Source organism: Aeromicrobium sp. 10G20-16 (genome assembly GCF_055809665.1).
The window spans coordinates 2,446,172-2,461,285 of sequence record NZ_CM147919.1; the positions used below are offsets into that span (position 1 = coordinate 2,446,172).

Below are 15,114 nucleotides of genomic sequence, written 5' to 3' on the forward strand. Positions count from 1 at the left end.
GCACTCACAAACATTGTCAAGGGGTCAGGCTGGAGGAGTGAACACCCACGGTTCCCGCGGCAGGGTGGCCGGGTCGAACGCGGGCAGCAGCGCGGTGAGGGTGCCGCCGGAGAGGCCGAGCGAGTCGACGATCAGGGCGAAGGCGTCGAGGCCGGCCGCCTCGAGGTCGCGCAGGGTCACGGCACCGTCGCGCTTGGCGAGGCGCTGGCCGGCAGTGTTGAGCACCAAGGGCACGTGGGCGTAGGTGGGCACCTGCAGGCCGAGCAGCACGGCGAGGTGGGCCTGTCGGGGCGACGACTCGAGCAGGTCGTCGCCGCGGACCACCTGGTCGACTCCCTGGGCGGCGTCGTCGACCACGACCGCGAGGTTGTAGGCGTGCACGCCGTCGGCGCGGACCAGCACCACGTCGTCCACGGGGCCGGTGAACTCGCCGTGCAGCAGGTCGCGCACCGTGGCGGTCCCGACCTCGGTGCGCAGGCGCAGCGCGGCCGGACGCTCGGCCCGGCGATCATCACGCTCCCGGTCGGACAACTCGCGGCACGTTCCCGGGTACAGGCCCGGGGTCTGGTGGGGCGCCGAGGTCGCCTCCTGGATCTCGCGGCGCGTGCAGAAGCACTCGTAGACCACGCCGCGTGCCTGCAGGTCGGACACGGCATCGGCGTACAGAGCGGTGCGCTCGGACTGGCGCACGACCGGGCCGTCCCAGTCGAGGCCGATCGCCGCGAGATCCTCGAGCTGTCGCGACTCGGCGCCCGCCTTGACCCGGTCGAGATCCTCGACCCGCATCAGGAAGTCGCGGCCGGTGCTGCGGGCGAACAGCCAGGCCAGGACCGCCGTACGCAGGTTGCCGATGTGCAGGTCGCCGGACGGCGACGGTGCGAAGCGGCCGGCACCCGACGCTTCCGCGCTGCGCATCACAGCACCCAGAAGAATCCGAACGCCGGTGCCGCGACGGCAATCAGGATCCACGGCGACAGCAGCTTCGCGCCCAGGATCGTGCGCATGACGACGTAGGTGATGGCCGAGACGATGCTCGCCATGACGAGCAGGCCGATCGCGTCACCGCGGCGGGCGGGCTCGTCGACGATCACCGACGCAGCCACGATCAGTCCCAGGATCCCGTGCTCGGCGACGGCGAAGAACCCGATCGCCGCGACTCTGCGCTGCACGCGGTTGAGCGCCGCGAGGCGAGCGGCTGGGCCGATCGGGGGCGTGGACATGGTGCTCCGGACGTCGAGGGACGGACGCTCCCAGTGTCCCACCCGCCGGTTCACCGCTGGCCGGTCCTCGCCATCCTTCGCTCATCGCGATCGCGAGCACCCCCAACGGGACTCCGTCGCTCGTTCCTCGCTCCTCCTCGAATCACTGGATCTCATTCGTGAACGTCAGAGCCCCCGAGACTGCGCCTGCGGCGGCGGTTCGGGGGCTCTGGCGATCACGAGCACCCCCAACGGGATTCGAATGTGTTTTGAGCGTAGCCGATCTGCGCTGCTATCGCCGGATATTCGCTGCGATTGCAGCGACTCCGTACTGTACATGGCGCTGTCGATCGTGTCTGATTGTTCTTGAAGTGGGCACACCGTGCCCATTTGCTCCGAGAGAGTTCGTGTCGGACCTCCCCGGTACGGTCGAATCCATGACCGACCAGCGCGCTGATCTCTCCGAGCAGGAGGCGACCGTCCTCGAGCTCGAGCGCATGTGGTGGCAGTACACCGGCTCCAAGGAGCAGGCGATCCGTGACCGGCTCGACATGTCGGTCACGCGCTACTACCAGCTGCTGAACACCATGCTCGACGACCCGCGTGTCTACGCCGCGGCGCCGATGGAGGTCAAGCGGCTGCGTCGGCTGCGTCAGGGCCGGCAGTCGTCGAGGTCTGCGCGGCGGCTCGGATTCGTCTGACCCCGGACGGCTAGGACACAAGGAACGGCCCCGACTCTCTCGGAGAGTCGGGGCCGTCTTGTGCCAGGTGTTCAGCTCCTGGCGGCCTGCGTGAGTGCGACGGCGGTCGCCGCTGCCCACGCTGCTGCCAGCGCCCATGCGATCGTGCTGCCGCCGAGCAGGTAGAGCCCTGCGGCGATCACGATGCCGGCCGCGGCTGATGCCTGGACCGAGCGGTGGTTGATGAGCTTCATCTGGACTCCTTTCCGAGGTGAGGGGTAGTCTGGGGGTGCGGCCCCCGGTACTTGTTCTACCGGGGGCCTTACCCTTTCTAGCGCCTGTTCTGCACGATCGCTATGACCTGCAGGATGATCGAGATGATCATCAGCGCTATGACTAGGGCTTCCATCTTGCCCCTCACCTCCTCTCTGTAGTTGTGTCTCTATTGTACACCCCCCTTGTCTTATCTGTCAAGTGGGGTTATCGTATTCTCGTGCCGACCCCCGCAGAGCGAATCAACGACGTCGCCGCCAGCCTCGGCGCACTCAGCCAAGAGGGCGACGTCGTCCAGCGCGCGAAGATGCTCCGAGACACAGCCGAAGCCGTGACGAGTCTCAGCGAGGACATGTCCGTGCTCTACGGCCGCGCTGTCCGCGACCTCGTGAGACTGGTCGGACCGTCACGCGCGGCACGCGAGCTCGACATGAGTCGCACCCGGATCTATCAGATCGTCAAGAACCACGAGGGCTCGGTGGAGCAGTAGCCGCGGCGAGTCTGGACGGCTCGGGCGAGTCGCCCGTAGCCTGATCGTGTCGCCCGGCGCCGGTCCCCCCAGGATTCCTGCTCGCCGGGCGACATCATGCTCGGCGGAGGTCCTTCGCGGCCACGAGCATCTCGACCGGCTGGCCGGGGTCGTTGACGGAGTTCACGACGACTTGGGCGAACCAGCCTTGTGGGTCGGACGGGTGGCCGTGGACCCAGCAGAGGATCAGCGCTGGCAGCTCGTCGCCGCCCTGGGTGGTGAGGATCGCGAAGGGGTGCCGGACTGGGCGCCTGGTGGCCATGCCGGGACGGTAGTTCCTGGGCATGACAGAAGGCCCCCGACCTGACCGGAGTCAGATCGGGGGCTTCGTGTTGGCCGTGCCGGGGGAGGAGCGGCGCGGTCAGTCGGTGCCGTCGGTGTAGTACTCGACGACGCGGGACGCCTCAGCGGCCGCGCCGTGCTGGCTGATCGCGTCGGCCAGGAACTCGGCCGCGCACGCTGCGGAGCCGTACAGAGTCCGCGCGGTCAGTGCGGTGATGCGGGCGAGGGTGATCAGCACGGCGACCAGGCCCCGCCCGTGACCCAGCCGTGGGTGCCGCAGTCGTCGCACAAGATCGACGGCCGCACCGTGCTCGAGCCGGCCTTGTCGATCGTCACCACGTGTCCAGCGCCGAGCTGCAGGGCGGGCGCGCACACGATCGTCCCTCGCGCGCCACGGTCGCAGACGTGCTCGAACCGGACGGTGCCGTCGGGGTAGGTCAGCAGGGTCTTGTCGTCGTCGACGTGCTCGGCGCCGATCGCACCGGGAGGGGTGACTGTGATCATTCGTCGGCCAGGTGGTCGGGGATCTCGTGGACCGGCGACACCTTCGACCTGATCCAGAACCCACCGAGGACCGGGACCGCGAACTGCGTGAACGTCAGGACCGCCTCGACCTGGTCCGGCAGCTCGCCGGTGCCTTTGCCGAACGCTGCCAGCAGCACGAATACGGCAACGGCGAACGAGCGGACCGCGGCCGGCTCGTACCCGGCGACCGCATCGCGGATGAACTCGGCCGCCCGGCGGGCGGCACGACGAGCGAGGTTGATGACTCGGGACATGGCTGGATCTCCTCAGTAGGTGAACTGGACGAACACGAGCGGGTGGTCAGAGCCCCGCGTCGACCGGGTGACGACACGGGTGCCGTGGACGCCGGCTGGGCCGAACAGGCGCAGCAGGTGGTACCGGCCCTTCCCGGTCCGTGCGCCGGCCTCCATGCCGAGGTCGTGGTAGCCGGCCTGCACCAGCTCGCGGCCGACGTGGTCGGTGCGGGTCGTGCCGCCGGCGGGGCTGTTGAAGTCGCCGCCGATCAGCACCGGACCCCACGTCTTGTCCGTGAACCCGGTCCGCAGGTAGTCGACGAGGCGGCGGGTCTCGCTGATGCGGGCCTTGTCGCCGGCCGAGGTGACCTCGTAGGACAGGTGCACGGCCGACAGGGTGAGGCGGGCGTAGTAGTTGTCGGTGCGGTAGAACCTGTCGACGGTGGTGTTCTTGCGGATGGTCCCGAGCAACGCGCGGAACCACCAGCCGGCGCGGGTCTCCCAGCGGCCCTTGCGGCGGAAGATCACGCGGCCTTCCTTGTAGGCGGCGACGGCGTACTTGGTGGCGATCTTCGCGGCCAGCTGGGGACGCTGGGCCGAGTAGAGCTCGGAGCAGACGATGAACGAGGCGTCGGAGCCGAGGATGTCGTCGGCGAGGATCGACACCCGGTTGGCCCACTTCCCGCCGACGGCGGCGTCGTTGCGCTTCGAGGCGCAGTTGACGAGCAGGGCCGACGACTCGCGGACCTTCGGCTCCGGGGCCGGCTTCTTCGCCGGCGGGTCGGCGGCGATGTCGATGAAGGTCTGCGGTCCGGCGTAGCCGTCGGAGTTCCCACCGGGCGCGAGGTCCTTCGGCTTGTCGCCGTACCCGAGCTTCACCTGGACGGCCGAGAGGCCCGCGACGTCCTTCGGGCCAAGCGTCGGGCCGGGGCCTTCGTCGTAGGGGTAGGGCAGGCCGAAGTACTCCGACCAGACCACGATGCGCTCGCCGAGCCTGGTCACGTCGTCGGAGACGCCACCGAGGACCCACGTCTCGGGCTTGCCCCACACCGGGGCAGGGATCGTCGGGGGGACGGGCAGCGGCTCCGGCGTCGGCTTCGGCGGCGCGGTCAGACGCAGCTGCTGGCCGACACGAATGATCGAGGGATCGGCGACGTCGTTCCAGGCGACGAGGTCGTCGACGGTCGCGCCGGCGGCGCGGGCGATCGCCGTGAGCGTGTCGCCAGGACGCACCGTGTAGGTTCCGCCCACGGGCGGCGGCGGAGTCTGCGGTGTGCCAGTCGCCGCGGCGAGGAGCTTGCCGATCGGGAACGCACCCGGGTCGCCGTGGGCGTTCTCGGGGACGTGCTGGTGGCCGAGGATGCCGTAGGCGTTGCGCCACTCGGTGAACGACAGCCGGTACTTCGACGCACCGTAGGACGCCGGGTACGCGCCCCACCCGCGCGGCGCGGCGTCGGCGATCGGGAAGTCGGTCCACTCGGCGTGCAGCCAGCGCACGAAGTCGGCCAGGTCGGCGATGAACCAGTCCGGGGCGTCGGGCATGTAGATGAAGTCGCGGCCCGCGACGAGGCCCTGCTTCTCCCACTTCGCCTTCGTCGCAGGGTCGCAGGTCCCGACGAGCTCGATCTGGACCACGTTCAACGTGTTGGTCTCGACGCCACCGAGCTTGTTGACGAGCGCGCGTGACGACTTGTTCAGCGCGAAGTGCTGACGCCAGTCGATGCGCTTCTTGCTGAAGTCGGGCCGCGCGGTCAGGTGCGGTGCGACCGCGCCGCCGGAGTACGCCGGCCAGCCGGTGCCCTCGGTTGAGTGCAGGCCGAGGACGTTGGGCGCCATCGTCGAGCCGACGAACTTCGACCCCCAGTACTGCAGGGTCCGGTTCGCGGGTGGGTACTTCGTCGCTCGAGTCACGGGTGCCTCCTTGGGCATGGCGGAGTGGCCCGGCACCGGGTCGGTGCGGGCTGCAGCTGGTGGAGCGCGGTCTAGGGCTCGGGGGTCGGCGGGGGGTCGAGGATGATCACGCGGCACGGGCCGGGCTGGGTGTCGCTCGTGCCGTCGGTGTAGGTCGTCGTCCATGTGCCGTCGGCGTTGCACGTCGGCCCGGTCGCGATCCCGCGCCCAGGCTCGCCCTGTGCCCCGTCCTTGCCGTCCTTGCCATCCTTGGCCGGCTCCGGGGCGGGAGGGCTCACGCCTGCAGCTCCGGTCTTGCCGACGCACGACCCGCCACAGTTGCGGGCGAGTGCGTCGTCGATCTGGTCGCGGACGGCCGACCCGATCTGAGCCAGCGTCGGTCCCGGCCCCATCGGGCCTGGGATCGGCACGTACACCGTCCGTGGTGCTGCGCCTGGATCAACGACCGGCTTCTCGCCGAGGGACTCGACCTGATCAGCCAGAGCAGCGGACGCGGCCTGCTCCTGGGTCAAGTCGGCTCGGGTCTCGATCAGGTCCGCCCGCAGGTCCGCGCGGTCCAGCTGGGACGCCTGCCGCGACTGCAACACGAACAGAGTCAGCCAGACCCCGCCGCCGATGATCAGCAGCGCGACGGCCGTCCACACGATGAGGATGGTGCGCCCGGACGGGACCGGCAGCGGCTTGTTGAACAGCTTCACGGAGAGCCCCCACTCACGATCAGGTTGAAGATGGCCAGCCCAAAGGACCCAAGGATCGCGAGGACCCCGAGCGCGGCGCCGAGGGCCACCTGTCGCTTGAACTCGTCGTTGCGCTTCTTCTCGGCCTTCAGCGTCTCGACCTCGCGGCCGACGTCGGTGGTGTCGGCCTGGTCGGCACGCCGCGCCTCGCGCCACACGTCCTGACGCACGAACGTCTCGGCCGCGTGGTTGCGGTCGTCTCGCATCTCTCTGGCCAGGCCCGCGAGCTGCTGTGCGACGGAGTCGAGACGGCGCATGACCTCGCCCAGGGTCGGCTCGTCGGCCATCAGCGGCACGCTCCCTCTGACCTTGGCTGATTGGCGACCGCGCGACCGCGTGGGAGGAACCTGCCCATCAGATGGTCCCGGAGAACTTCATCTTCATCTGGGCGTAGTTGACGTTCCGCGTCGACCCACTGAGCTGGAAGAACCACGCTTCGGCGTAGTCGCCGGCTTCCATCTCGACCCAGAACCGCAGCTTGTAGACGCTGTTCGACACCGCGGAGCCCTGGACTCGAACGATCTCCTTCGACACGCCGTTGACGTGGATCCCGAAGTGGCGGGTGCCGACCGGGGTGGCCGAGTCCGTGTGGGTGACGTTCAGCTCGATGTCGTACAAGCCGTCGAACGCTGCGTAGATCCGGCTCGAGGCGGCCGACACGTCGGGGCCGTACGCCTCGCCGGGGGTGTCCATGATGAGCTTCGTGAGCGAGGACGAGGACGGCACGGGCAGCGACGTGGTGCCGCCGATGCGGTTGTACCGGAGGCTCCTCGCGGTGGCCAGGTTGACGGCTTCGCCGTCGGACTGTGGGTCGCGGACGAACATCGCACCGTCGCCCCGCATGAGGGTGTCGGGGTCGCCGGTCTGGATCTCGGCGGGCGAGCCTCCAAGCGTGTTCGTCGATGGGATCGTCGTGGAGCCTGACGTGTCCTTGCCGGCCGTCAGGATCGCGGACCTCGACACGAGCGACTCGGACCGCTTGTAGAGGGTGCCGGGGGCGGTGCTGCCGTAGCCGATGTACAGGTCAGCCCCGGTGATCCCTGAGCGCTGTGTGGGGATGGTGGCTGAGGCGTATCGGCGGGCGCTGATGGTGTAGCCGGGTGACAGTGGTGATGCGGCGGTGTGGTCCGAGCCGTTGGTATCGACGTGCTTGGCCCACCACTTCTCGCCAGCGGCCGGGTAGTAGTCGGAGTAGTGGTGAAGGACGCCCGCTCCGGCGGCATAGAAGCCCTGGTCGGAGCCGGACGTCTTGTAGGCCATGTTGGCTGATTCGACGTCGAACGAGAGCGTCGCGTCCTTCGCGACTTCACTGTTGAACGTGAAGGGCGGGAGGGCGTAGACGTCGGCCGAATATCCGACTCCGACAGTCAGCTTCGCCGACCCGTACCCGTGGTCCGACACCGAGACGAACCTGTAGGAGGCCGTGTCGTCGGCGTCGATGAGGCTGGTCGGGTCGCCGATGGGGGCCATCGTCGAGGCGTTGTACTTCTTGACCATGACCGGGTAGGCGTCCGCGAACGGGCCAGCCTTGCCAAGGAAGTAGACATTGGTCCCGTCCGACCCCATCGCCGCTTCGCCCGGATCAACGACGTCGTAGAACTCGCCCGCCGCGCTGGCCTGCAATGCGCCCGTGGAGATGGAGCACTTCGTTGGCGTCAGACACCACGTGCGATCTCCGCCGTCCAACCGGTAGGTCTCCTGCACGTAGTAGACCGAGCCGCCGACGGCGGTGATGCCATAGGCGGACAGGTAGATCGCGCCCGCGCCGATGGTGCTTTCTGGGGTGTCGGCTCCCAGCAACACGGCATTGGACGCAACCCCGGACGTTGAGATCGCCTGAACGTAGCCGCGCTTCGAGCTGGTCCTCTGCAACAGGCGAAGCCACTGACCGTTCGTCGCGTCCCAGCACACACCCTTCTGCGTGTAGGTCGCTGGGACGGCTGGCCATGCAGACTGGATCGTGGTGGATGACAGCGTGGGCGACTCGGTCGGGTCGGAGACGCCGTTCTCGAGGACCGCAGTCGACCCGGAGTTCAGGGTCAACAGCTGGTTCACCTCGACTTCCTCGAGCACCGTCAGCAGGTCGGTGATGATCCTGCCCCGGAATGTGCAGCCTGCAGGGTGCAGACGCACGAGAGTGTTCGTCGGGGCTACGGGGTCGAAGATTTCGATGCCACCGACCGGGAGCCCGTTGTCGTCCAGAGTCGGCGGGGAGATGCTGATCAGCGGCGGCTCGTCGTCCATCGCGAGCTTCAGCGTGCCGACGAACGCGATCAGGGCATCCAGGCGGCCACCAGTCAACTGGTTAACCTGCACTTCGCCCAAGTAGGCGTACAGGGCTGAGATGAAGTCCTCGTCCGCCTGCCGGGCCGTCCCGGCCTCCTCGTTCGAGTCAGGACCCGGACCGTTCGGATTCACGGCGCGGACCACCACGTACACCGGGGCAGCAGCATCGCCCATCGGCAGGATCGACCCGTCAACCGTGCCGATGTCGAACCGCGTCCCGAACACCGAACCGACCGGGGCGGCCACGTCGGTGTCGATGGATGGAGTCAGGGACGAGAACACCTGGTACTCCTGAGCTCCGTCGACCTGGGGCCACGAGGCGCGGAGAACACCGACAGCGAACGGCTCGACTGTCAGGACCGGAGCGTCGGCGGGTGCGTCCGAACCCCAGGGCGATGACGGTGGCAAGGTGTCGGGGTCGATGGCCGTGCCGTCGAACACAGCGGGTGCGCCGATGATGTCCGTGAGTACAGCCTCGGTGCCGTCGTAGTCGAACGTCACGAGCTGGCCAGCTCCGGGGTCGCGGGGGCCGTCGGCCAGGTTCATGTAGCCCTGCATCACGAACGGCACGCGGACGCGCAGCGGGTCGCCGGCGCCGGAGTCGTCCTGAACGACTCCGGCGATCTTCCGTGGGACCGCCGGGTACACCTGGACCGGGTCTCCGACCTCGGTGGCGTTCACCAGGCCGGTCTCCAGGGTCAGAGTGTCGGGGTCGTCCTCCAGCTCGGCGATCGCGACGTCGATGTAGGTGTAGACGTCCTCGCCGATGAGCAGCTGGCCGGTGCCGGCGTCGTTGACGAACAGGTCGGCCGACTCGACGCTCAGGACGGTGTCGGAGACGGCACCGTCCACGGCGATGGACGTCTCCTCGTTCGTGGTCTGTACCCAGCGGATTTCGCCACGTTCGCTCATTCAGCGTGCTCCTAGATTCGTCGTGCGCGCCGTGCGACGCGTCGAGTGAAGCCGCAGGTCATCTCGGCTTCAGCGGTCAGAGGGATTGATGCCTTGGTGAAGGTGCCGGTGACGCTGAACCCGTCGATCGTGTCGTCGACGGCGTAGGGGTCGCTCTGCTCGAGCAGCAGGTACGGCAGGCAGGTGAACCCGACAGAGATGCCCTCGAGGAGCGCTGCTGGCAGCAGCGACTCGGCGAGCTTGTTCGCTGCCGCGGTGGTGAGGGCGGCCGAGTTCTCGACGTCACGGCGCAGGTACTGCGGCACGCCGCCTCGCTGCAGGGACTGAGGTGACAGGGGATGGTTTTCCGGCGCGAATGCCTGCCCGGTGACGGGGACCTTCCGTCCCTTCGGTGTGCCGCCGGTGACGAACACCATGTTCTCGGCATCGTCCTGCTCGTACCCGACCTCGGTGGGGGACTTCAGCGACCCGCCGGTCCCGGTGGCGAATCGGTGCACCGGGATCGCCGACGGTGGCCGGCAGACGAGGTAGCCCTCGGCGTCGTAGAACAGCAGCCAGCCCATGCTGGAGGCGATCGCCTGCACGACCTCCCACGGCGTCTTGTCGCGACCCACAGAGACATCTGCGGTGAGCTTGGCCGATGAGGCGCTGATGCGAAAGAACTGCTCCCCGGTCAGATCGGCCATGATCGCCTTGATGGCGGACGTCTTGAGCGCGCCGCGGCGAACCGTCCTGGTCAGCCACGTCTTGTGCATGGCCAGGGACTCCTTGCCCTGGGCCTCGATCTTCAGCATGTCGCCGGTCCGGACCGGCCGAGTCAACGGGCCAGTGAACACGGGGACGTCGAACCACTCCTGCAGGGACTCGACGTAGAGGCCGCTGTGGATCTGCACCATGTACTTCGACGACGTCGAACCGTTCTGCGGTTGCGAGGTGTCGAGGCCGACGCTGTAGGTGGGATCGAACAGGTCGACCGCGGTGGTTCGAGTGGGCGAGCCGGACGCGTCGAGGTCGACCTGGCCGGTCTCGAAGTATCCGCTGACGTCCTCGATGAACCGGTGATCTCGATCGAGGATGGTCAGTCGAGTCCGGATCCGGTGGTGGGTCAGGCTCTGCCCGCGGTACGCCTGCAGCTCGACCGGTGAGCGACCCATCGTGAGCGGCACGGCTCAGTCCTCCGTGCGCCAGGGGAGCTCGCCCTGCTGGTAGAACTCGAACGACAGCTGGTACTCGAGGTCCCGCTCAGGCGTGGGAGCGGGCACAGCGTTGCGGACCACGACGGGGATGTTGATGTCCGACAGGATCAGCCTGTAGATGCCGGTCGGGTTCTCCTTCAGCCGCCATGCCCGGTCGCGGAGCTGCTGCGCGGTCAGGTCGTCCAGCCCAGGCAGATCGGACAGTAGAGGGCCGGAGATAGATCCTTCGAACCCGCGCAGCGCTTCGGTGATGAGGACCTGGCTCTGGGAGCCTCGGATCTCGTGCATGGCCGACTGCTCGCCCATGCCCCACGTGCCGGAGTCCTGCCCGGCGAGGGCGAGCCACCAGTCGGGATCCTCGGCGTCGACGAGCCAGATGTACATGCCCGCGAACGCGCCAGTCACCAGTGGGTTGTCCGCAGACTCCTCACCGTTGACGACAGCAGCGACCGACCACGTGTGATCGTGGCGGGGCGGCGCGCTGACGTCGACCCACTGGTAGGTCGTACCGGAGACGAGCACGTCTCCTGGGGCGATGTCCGCGGCCACGGCGCGCCCATCGCGGTAGATGGTGTACCCGTCCGCTGGAGTTGAGCGGTCCCACGTCAGCACCGCGACCGGCTTGTCGTCGATGTCCACCCCCAACCCTGTGACCGGGTCGACGCCAGCGGATGGAACGAGCGTGAAGTCTCGCGACGCAGTGACGTAGGCCGGGTCGCCGGGAGTCGAGACGCGGTCCACGTCGTCCCACACGTCGACGATGAAGCGTGCCGGGCCACCGACGAACGACAGGGGCCGCTGGGACGCCCACGACGAGTCAGCACCAGACCGCACACCGCTGTCGTCGAGCAGGACGAGCCCGCTGGTCGCCGACGGCTGGTGGTACAGCCGCGCCCGGAAGCGTGACTGGGTCTCGGAGAACGACCAGATGAATGGGGGGGTGGTCTCGGTGACGTAGTCGTTCGGAAGCTTCACCGGGCGACACCACGTCGACGTCACCCGTCAGCGTTCGCCCGAACTGCTGACCCGCCGACCAGGGGCCCCAGAGCCCGTCCACGTTCTTGTGCCGCGCACGCCACCACAAGGTGCCGTCGACAGCGACGTCGGAAGTCAACGTGTGCTGCGGTGAGATCGAGACAACCTCGCCCGACGAGTAATCCGGCGACACCCAGGAGTCCGAGTCGTTGGTCTCCACCTCGTACGCCGCCATTGCGCGACCGGCCGGGTCGGCGTACACCCACGTCAGGCTCGGACGCGCAACAGACACCTGCTGGTTCGCGGCCGGCGACATCGCCACCGGTTCGGATGGGGGGGCGGACCACTCGATCTCCAGCCACGGCCGGTAGTCGTACTTCGATCCGCTGGCGTCGCCGGAGTACAGCTCGCGGTTCGTCGTCGCCGACGAGGCCACCCGCAGCCCGTAGTTCGGGATCCCGTCGGCCCACCGCTGCACGATCTCGGTGACGTCGACGTACAGCGACCCGCTGCCCTCCTTGTACGTCGACGCCTCGCCCGAGGACGTTGTCGACGGCTGCGAGCTCCACGTGATGGTGCGCCACGGGGTGGTGACGCGTCGAACGCTGATCGTGGTCCCGTCGAACGTGCCGGCGGGGACGAGGCGCAGACGCGCAGAGAGGATCTTCACGCCAGGGAACGTGGGGATCCCGGCGGGCAGCAGGAACGCGTAGGACGTCTGGGTCGAGGACGACGAGAGACGCAGCAGCGACCATGTCGAGTAGTTCGTCGACGGCTTGGCCTTCAGCACCGACGTGTCCGGGATGTTCTTCAGCAGCAGCGTCACAGGCGAGCCCTCCCGAGTCGGTTGTCGTGCTCCTTGCCGTCGGCCCACACGAGCTCGGCCTCGCGTCCTGCAATCTCCCGGATCCAGCCGAGCAGCACACCGGTCTCGGTGTAGATGGGGCGGTCGCCGGGCTGCCCGCCAGCCACGCTGGTGCCGGCCGCGTCGGCGCGGACGCCAGCTGCAGTGGATCCGCGCTGCCCGGTGACCTGTGCCGCGGAGACTGTCGGGGCGATCTGCAGGCCCTCGATCTGGTCGCGGAGCGACGGGGTGGCCGCGAGGATGCCGACGGCCATGCCGGCGACGAGCTGGCGGCCGACCTGGTCCCGCATCCACGTCGAGGGTGACTTGATGCCGAACAGGGACTTGATCTTGTTCTTGATGACGCCGGCGACGCCGCCGATGGCGCGACGGATTGCGTCGGCCGAGCCAGCGATGCCACGGATCAGGCCCTGGACGATGTTCTGCCCGATCCCCAGCAGCATGGATCCCGCGGTGCTGAACGGTGCCCGGATTCGGGTGAGGATTGCCCGGGCTGCTGAGGCGACGAGTCCGCCGGCGGCACGTACCGCTGCCGCGAGGCCGCTGATGACGGCGCGGCCTGCTGGTGCGAGCAGTCGCCCGAGGAATCCGACGGCTCGGAGGATCCGTCCCGGGATAGACGCGTGGAACCGCAGCACAGCGAGGAACGCTTGCCCGGCAGCTTCGCCCATCCGCAGGAATGCGAATCGGATCTCGAATCCGAGCTTCGCGGCCATCTCCCGGCCCCAGGCTGCGACCCTCGGGAAGATGCTCCGGAGGAAGCCGATAATTCGGGTGATCAGTGGCGGCCCACTGAAGCCAAGGGCGGTTCGGAAGCCACCAAAGAACAGCTTTATCGCGTCGAAGGCGACGGTGGTGATCTTGCCGCCGACCTTGTTGAGCCCCAAGACGAGCCACGACAGGAACTTGCCTGCGAACGGGATTCGCGTCAGGACCCTGCCAAGCACTCCGGCGAGCTTCGCCGGCGCGAATGCAACGAAGATGACAGCGAGCAGAGCCGCTTTCCAGTGGTCAGCAAGGCCGCCGAGCAGTGCCCCGAAATCGGTGTTGAGGAGACCGATAGCAAGGCCCGCCACGACCGCGATCGCCTGCTTGCCGACCTCGATGCCGAGTCCGACCCAGTCGATCTTCCCGAGCTGCTTGCCGATCTTGCTCGTCAGATCGCCGAGGGCGCCGAGGCTTGTCTCGATCGCGAGCGCGAGCTGTTCGCCGAGCTGCCGTCCGTCGATGTTGTTGAAGTCGAGTCCGCCGACGGCGTCCTTGACCTTGCCGACGACGGTCGCGACCTTGTCGAAGCCGACGCGCAGGCTCTCTCCGAACACGCTGGCCTTGTCCTCGAGCGGCCCGAGGAAGTCTGTGATGCCCTGGAAGCCGGTCTTGAGCTGAGGGAACAAGCCAGACAGAAGATTCGCGCCGACGCGACCGAGGCTGGCCTTCATGTTCTCGAAGGCGCCAGTGGTGGTGTCGCCTGCCTTCAGCGCGGCGCCGCCGAGCCCGGACTCCATAGCCTTGGAGAAGTCGTCGAAGTCGATGTTTCCCTTGCGGGCCAGCTCGGCGACATCCGAGGCGGTGACGCCCAACTGCTTGCTGAGCAGCTGGAGGATCGGGATGCCCTGGTCCTGAAGCTGGGCGATGACGTCGCCCTGGATTTTGCCCGAGGCGGCGACCTTGCCAAAGATGGCGCCCATCGAACCGAGGTCGGTCTTCGCAATGGTCGCCGAGTCGGCGACAAGTCGCAGACTCGCTGACAGATCGTTGCCGGGCTTGACGCCAGCAGCGACGAGTGAGGCGGCGACCTTGCCCGCGTCGGCGAGCCCAAACGCGGTGCCCCGGACGGAGTCCAGCGCGTTGCTCATGATCTTGTCGACGGACTTCGCGTCGTAGCCGAGCCCAGCAAGGCTCGAGCGCGCATCCTCGATGCCGAGCAGGCGGGAAATGCCCTTGCCGACCGCGAAGCCGGCCAGCAGTGCACCGCCGGCGAGGGTTGCCTTCACAGCGCGCTTGGCGGTGCGCGAGAACGCCGCACCGAACCCGGAGCCTGCCTTGTCACCAGCCCGGCCCGCCTCGCGGGCTGCAGGTGCCAGCGCCTCAGCCGCGGCGCCCTGAAGGCCCTCCATTGACGGGGTGAGCTTGATGTATGCGGTGAGGAGCTCGCCAGCCATGATCGGCGACCTCCTGTCCTGGGTACGGCGAAGGGCCCCGGGATCATCCCGGGGCCCTTCGAATTACGTTCTGGTGTTGGTCGGCGCTACTCGCGATCGCGATGGTCGAGTCGGCGTCCCTCCAGACGCTGGCGCGCCTTTGCCGGCGCTTCCGGATCGTTGGAGATGGCTGCAGCGAATCCCTCGCCGAAGATCCCGAAGAGGTGCAGGACAGCGAGCACTACCCACAAGACGACGCCAACGATGGCGAGAGTTGCGGCGGCAAGGAGTCCGAGCTCGGCCAGTGTCCACTCGCCGTCGTTGCCGATGTCGAACCAGTGGAGGTATGTCGAGATCCAGTCACCCATGC

18 protein-coding genes are annotated in these 15,114 nt (G+C 68.0%); 2 read left to right on the forward strand and 16 right to left on the reverse strand.

Going from position 1 to position 15,114, the window contains the following annotated elements:
* Positions 1–24: 24 nt before the first annotated feature.
* Positions 25–915: a tRNA glutamyl-Q(34) synthetase GluQRS gene (gene gluQRS / locus AC0L5F_RS12325; protein ID WP_473313681.1), complete on the reverse strand. Its 891-nt coding sequence runs from the start codon at positions 913–915 to the stop codon at positions 25–27.
* On the reverse strand, positions 915–1,220 hold the full coding sequence (locus AC0L5F_RS12330; RefSeq protein ID WP_473313682.1) for a hypothetical protein: 306 nt from the start codon (positions 1,218–1,220) through the stop codon (positions 915–917). The genes gluQRS and AC0L5F_RS12330 overlap by 1 nt, the downstream gene beginning before the upstream one ends.
* Before the next feature lie 416 nt (positions 1,221–1,636).
* Between AC0L5F_RS12330 and AC0L5F_RS12335 the strand changes: the two genes are divergently transcribed.
* Entirely contained in the window at positions 1,637–1,900 is a 264-nt protein-coding gene (locus AC0L5F_RS12335; protein WP_473313683.1) for a DUF3263 domain-containing protein, read from the forward strand.
* Between the two features lie 71 nt (positions 1,901–1,971).
* Here the strand turns inward: AC0L5F_RS12335 and AC0L5F_RS12340 are convergent, their stop codons facing one another.
* Positions 1,972–2,133 carry a hypothetical protein gene (locus AC0L5F_RS12340; protein ID WP_473313685.1) on the reverse strand — a complete coding sequence of 54 codons (162 nt, stop codon included), beginning with the start codon at positions 2,131–2,133 and terminating at the stop codon, positions 1,972–1,974.
* A 239-nt stretch (positions 2,134–2,372) separates the two neighbouring features.
* On the opposite strand from AC0L5F_RS12340, the gene AC0L5F_RS12345 reads away from it, so the two are divergent.
* Positions 2,373–2,642: a hypothetical protein gene (locus AC0L5F_RS12345; RefSeq protein ID WP_473313686.1), complete on the forward strand. Its 270-nt coding sequence runs from the start codon at positions 2,373–2,375 to the stop codon at positions 2,640–2,642.
* A 94-nt stretch (positions 2,643–2,736) separates the two neighbouring features.
* Here AC0L5F_RS12345 and AC0L5F_RS12350 read toward each other — a convergent pair whose 3' ends face one another.
* The 13 genes from AC0L5F_RS12350 to AC0L5F_RS12410 form a co-directional block, all read right to left on the reverse strand.
* Complete coding sequence (locus tag AC0L5F_RS12350; protein WP_473313688.1) at positions 2,737–2,943, reverse strand: hypothetical protein; 207 nt, start codon at positions 2,941–2,943, stop codon at positions 2,737–2,739.
* Positions 2,944–3,042: 99 nt separating this feature from the next.
* Entirely contained in the window at positions 3,043–3,201 is a 159-nt protein-coding gene (locus AC0L5F_RS12355) for a hypothetical protein (protein ID WP_473313689.1), read from the reverse strand.
* Complete coding sequence (locus tag AC0L5F_RS12360; protein ID WP_473313690.1) at positions 3,195–3,467, reverse strand: ubiquitination-like system serine protease family protein; 273 nt, start codon at positions 3,465–3,467, stop codon at positions 3,195–3,197. Before AC0L5F_RS12360 ends, AC0L5F_RS12355 begins: the two co-directional genes overlap by 7 nt.
* Positions 3,464–3,742, reverse strand: coding sequence for a hypothetical protein (locus tag AC0L5F_RS12365; protein WP_473313691.1), 279 nt, complete (start codon positions 3,740–3,742; stop codon positions 3,464–3,466). Before AC0L5F_RS12365 ends, AC0L5F_RS12360 begins: the two co-directional genes overlap by 4 nt.
* Before the next feature lie 12 nt (positions 3,743–3,754).
* Complete coding sequence (locus AC0L5F_RS12370; protein ID WP_473313692.1) at positions 3,755–5,632, reverse strand: LysM peptidoglycan-binding domain-containing protein; 1,878 nt, start codon at positions 5,630–5,632, stop codon at positions 3,755–3,757.
* Positions 5,633–5,703: 71 nt separating this feature from the next.
* Complete coding sequence (locus AC0L5F_RS12375; protein WP_473313693.1) at positions 5,704–6,330, reverse strand: hypothetical protein; 627 nt, start codon at positions 6,328–6,330, stop codon at positions 5,704–5,706.
* Positions 6,327–6,656 carry a hypothetical protein gene (locus AC0L5F_RS12380; protein ID WP_473313694.1) on the reverse strand — a complete coding sequence of 110 codons (330 nt, stop codon included), beginning with the start codon at positions 6,654–6,656 and terminating at the stop codon, positions 6,327–6,329. The genes AC0L5F_RS12375 and AC0L5F_RS12380 overlap by 4 nt, the downstream gene beginning before the upstream one ends.
* A 67-nt stretch (positions 6,657–6,723) precedes the next feature.
* Positions 6,724–9,567 (reverse strand): hypothetical protein, encoded by a 2,844-nt coding sequence (locus AC0L5F_RS12385; protein ID WP_473313695.1) that lies wholly within the window; start codon positions 9,565–9,567, stop codon positions 6,724–6,726.
* An 11-nt stretch (positions 9,568–9,578) separates the two neighbouring features.
* The gene (locus tag AC0L5F_RS12390; protein WP_473313696.1) at positions 9,579–10,733 is read right to left on the reverse strand and encodes a hypothetical protein; all 1,155 of its coding nucleotides are present in this window, start codon (positions 10,731–10,733) and stop codon (positions 9,579–9,581) included.
* Positions 10,734–10,736: 3 nt separating this feature from the next.
* A complete protein-coding gene (locus tag AC0L5F_RS12395) occupies positions 10,737–11,597 on the reverse strand; it encodes a hypothetical protein (protein ID WP_473313697.1) in 861 nt (286 codons plus the stop codon).
* The gene (locus AC0L5F_RS12400) at positions 11,581–12,564 is read right to left on the reverse strand and encodes a DNRLRE domain-containing protein (RefSeq protein ID WP_473313698.1); all 984 of its coding nucleotides are present in this window, start codon (positions 12,562–12,564) and stop codon (positions 11,581–11,583) included. The genes AC0L5F_RS12395 and AC0L5F_RS12400 overlap by 17 nt, the downstream gene beginning before the upstream one ends.
* Positions 12,561–14,765, reverse strand: coding sequence for a tape measure protein (locus tag AC0L5F_RS12405; RefSeq protein WP_473313699.1), 2,205 nt, complete (start codon positions 14,763–14,765; stop codon positions 12,561–12,563). The genes AC0L5F_RS12400 and AC0L5F_RS12405 overlap by 4 nt, the downstream gene beginning before the upstream one ends.
* A gap of 86 nt (positions 14,766–14,851) precedes the next feature.
* Complete coding sequence (locus tag AC0L5F_RS12410; protein ID WP_473313700.1) at positions 14,852–15,112, reverse strand: hypothetical protein; 261 nt, start codon at positions 15,110–15,112, stop codon at positions 14,852–14,854.
* Between the last annotated feature and the right edge of the window lie 2 nt (positions 15,113–15,114).

Coding starts and splice junctions, on each gene's coding strand:
- gluQRS (WP_473313681.1), bottom strand. CDS start 915: ATGCGCAGCGCGGAAGCGTCGGGTGCCGGCCGCTTCGCACCGTCGCCG.
- AC0L5F_RS12330 (WP_473313682.1), bottom strand. CDS start 1,220: ATGTCCACGCCCCCGATCGGCCCAGCCGCTCGCCTCGCGGCGCTCAAC.
- AC0L5F_RS12335 (WP_473313683.1), top strand. CDS start 1,637: ATGACCGACCAGCGCGCTGATCTCTCCGAGCAGGAGGCGACCGTCCTC.
- AC0L5F_RS12340 (WP_473313685.1), bottom strand. CDS start 2,133: ATGAAGCTCATCAACCACCGCTCGGTCCAGGCATCAGCCGCGGCCGGC.
- AC0L5F_RS12350 (WP_473313688.1), bottom strand. CDS start 2,943: ATGGCCACCAGGCGCCCAGTCCGGCACCCCTTCGCGATCCTCACCACC.
- AC0L5F_RS12360 (WP_473313690.1), bottom strand. CDS start 3,467: ATGATCACAGTCACCCCTCCCGGTGCGATCGGCGCCGAGCACGTCGAC.
- AC0L5F_RS12365 (WP_473313691.1), bottom strand. CDS start 3,742: ATGTCCCGAGTCATCAACCTCGCTCGTCGTGCCGCCCGCCGGGCGGCC.
- AC0L5F_RS12380 (WP_473313694.1), bottom strand. CDS start 6,656: ATGGCCGACGAGCCGACCCTGGGCGAGGTCATGCGCCGTCTCGACTCC.
- AC0L5F_RS12385 (WP_473313695.1), bottom strand. CDS start 9,567: ATGAGCGAACGTGGCGAAATCCGCTGGGTACAGACCACGAACGAGGAG.
- AC0L5F_RS12405 (WP_473313699.1), bottom strand. CDS start 14,765: ATGGCTGGCGAGCTCCTCACCGCATACATCAAGCTCACCCCGTCAATG.
- AC0L5F_RS12410 (WP_473313700.1), bottom strand. CDS start 15,112: ATGGGTGACTGGATCTCGACATACCTCCACTGGTTCGACATCGGCAAC.